At 32.0% G+C, this 2606-nt stretch carries 2 protein-coding genes; both read left to right on the top strand.

Features of this window, described 5'->3' with window-relative positions; all coding sequences use genetic code 11:
• Positions 1-84: 84 nt before the first annotated feature.
• Positions 85-999: a class II glutamine amidotransferase gene (locus CKF59_RS07435; RefSeq protein ID WP_245959291.1), complete on the top strand. Its 915-nt coding sequence runs from the start codon at positions 85-87 to the stop codon at positions 997-999.
• A 36-nt stretch (positions 1000-1035) separates the two neighbouring features.
• Positions 1036-2606, top strand: a 1571-nt coding sequence (locus CKF59_RS07430; protein WP_245959290.1) for a thiamine pyrophosphate-dependent enzyme, incomplete at its 3' end; no start/stop codon positions are given.

The raw sequence follows: 2606 nt of genomic DNA, 5'->3' as shown, positions 1-2606 counted from the left end.
GAATAAATAAAACAGTAGCAAATGTATACAGAAATAATTTAGATTCAATAGATGCTATATTTTTATATAAAGAATTAAAATAATATGTGTCAAATTTTAGCGTTAAACGCAAATGCACCAACAGATATAATCTTCTCCTTTGAAGGTTTTGTTAATCGAGCAGGTATTACTGAAACAAATGTAGATGGTACAGGAATTGCATTTTTCGAAGAACATAACAATGTAAGACTACTAAAAGACGATAAAGCAGCTTATCGTTCTTATGTTCGTAATTTAGTGCGTATTTACCAAATAAAAAGTAAGAATATCATTGCTCATATTCGTAGAGCTTCATCCGGAGCTCCGAAATTAGTTAATTGTCACCCTTTTGTCAGAGAACTTTGGTCTGAAAATTGGGTTTTTTGTCATAATGGACATTTAGAAAGTTTCCCTAATCTCTCTGAAGAAGATAAATTAAATGTTATAGGAGAAACTGATAGCGAATTATTTTTTACCCATTTGGTATCTTATCTCAGGAAAAAGTTTACTGATAAACCTGATATAAATACTTTATTTTTAGCAGTTAGCGAATTTGTTGATACTTATGCTAATTCGGGAATATTAAACTTTGTAGTTTCTAATGGTACATTTTTAATTGCCCACTGCTCAACTAATCTTTATTGGATTAGTAGATCTGCTCAAGATGAAGGTTTAATTCGTAGACTTGATGACGGTGGGGTAATTAATTTAAGTTGTTATGCTAATAAAAATGATAAAGTAACCATTATTTGTACTATGCCTGTTACTGATGAAAGATGGCACAAAATGTCAAATGGACAAACTTTACTATTTGAGGATGGGGACTTAAAATTATCTTATTACGGAACTCCATCGATTATTAATAAGAAATATGAAGCTCTTACTGGTTTATCTTCTCAAGTAAAACAAAAAATAGAGCAAGAACAAGCTAAATATCGCACTGAAGATGCTATCAAAGCGCAAAATGCTCTTAATGAATAAGTTACTCATGCTTCCAATTTAGAAAAAGGAAAAAAGATGTGGAGAAAATCTCTTGAAGAATGGTTAAGTACTACTTCCTTATCAGGATTTAACCAGTTATATATTGAACAATTATACGAACAATATGCCGTTGATCCAAATAGCGTTGATGCTAATTGGGCACAGCTGTTTCATGATTTAGAAGAAAGCTCACAAATAACTAAGAGTCGTTATTATGTAAATACTACTGGTCATGAGAGTACTTCATGTGCAAACCTAATTGAAACCTATAGAAATTATGGACATTTAATTGCACAAATAGATCCATTAAATCTTTGGAAACGTAATCAAAGTACGCCATTCAATTTAATAGATTTTAATCTACATCCAGACCAAGATGTAACTTTACAATTTCCATTTGCGGGAGCAAAAAAATATAAAGTATTAGATTTATATGTAAAGCTTAGATATATCTATGCTTCAACTATAGGTTTTGAATATAACCATATTTCTGATCTTGCAACTAAAGAATGGTTAAGCAAAGCGATTGAGCACTATGACTACGAAAATACATATGTCGATAAAATACGTATGCTCAATAGACTTGTACGTGCTGAACAGTTTGAAATAGTTCTCAATAATAAATATCCTGGAGCAAAAAGATTTTCACTTGAAGGGACTGAATCTCTTATTGTTCTTTTAGATTCATTGTTCAATCTAAGTGCAGATAATAACTTCCGTGATATAGTTATGGGGATGGCACACCGTGGAAGATTAAATGTTCTTGCAAACCACTTTGGGATGTCAATGCAAGAAATTTATGATCTTTTTGCAGGTAAACATGAATTAAATGATTCTTTTGCAGGAGATGTAAAATATCACTATGGACGTAGTTCTATTTTTAATAAAACTGCACCTAGTTCCTCAACAAGAGCAAAAATTGTAGACAATAAACCAGTAAACTACTTAAATGCTCACCTTATGTACAACCCGTCACATTTAGAGTTTGTGAATACGGTTGTTATGGGGGCGTCACGTGCAAAAATTTGTGCATATAATCTAGATGAAAAAATAGAAGAATATACTAATCGTGGTGAGGTAAATGTATCTCAAGGAACTAATTATGTTCTTCCGATTTACATTCACGGTGACTCTGCTGTATCAGGACAAGGTATAGTTCAAGAAATGCTAAATATGTCTAATACAAGGGGTTACTCGGTAGGTGGGGGTATCCACATAGTTATTAATAATCAGATCGGATTTACAACCAATAACTTAAAGGATATGCGTTCTTCAACCTATGCTACAGATATAGCTAAAATGGTTGACGCACCTATTTTCCACGTTAATGCTGAAGATTTAGATGCAGTAGCTAAAGTTGCAAATCTAGCTTTTGCATATCGTCAAAGATATAAAAAAGATGTGGTAATTGATCTTGTTGGCTATAGAAGACAAGGGCACAATGAAGCCGATGATCCAACCATAACTCAACCTAAGCTTTATAAATTAATTAAAGAAAAAGAGTTAATTTCTACAGTATACGCTCGAGCTTTAATTCAGCAAGGAGTAATTGAAAGCGAATATTTAGATTCAATTCGCAAAAAATACTATAAAGAATTTAATAGTGT

The sequence above is a fragment of the Psittacicella gerlachiana genome, from assembly GCF_003585965.1.
GTDB lineage: Bacteria > Pseudomonadota > Gammaproteobacteria > Enterobacterales > Psittacicellaceae > Psittacicella > Psittacicella gerlachiana.
This window is presented reverse-complemented; position numbering and strand designations above follow the sequence as displayed.

Excerpts from the sequence above, each read along its gene's own strand:
- CKF59_RS07435 (WP_245959291.1), top strand. The coding sequence starts at position 85 with ATGTGTCAAATTTTAGCGTTAAACGCAAATGCACCAACAGATATAATC.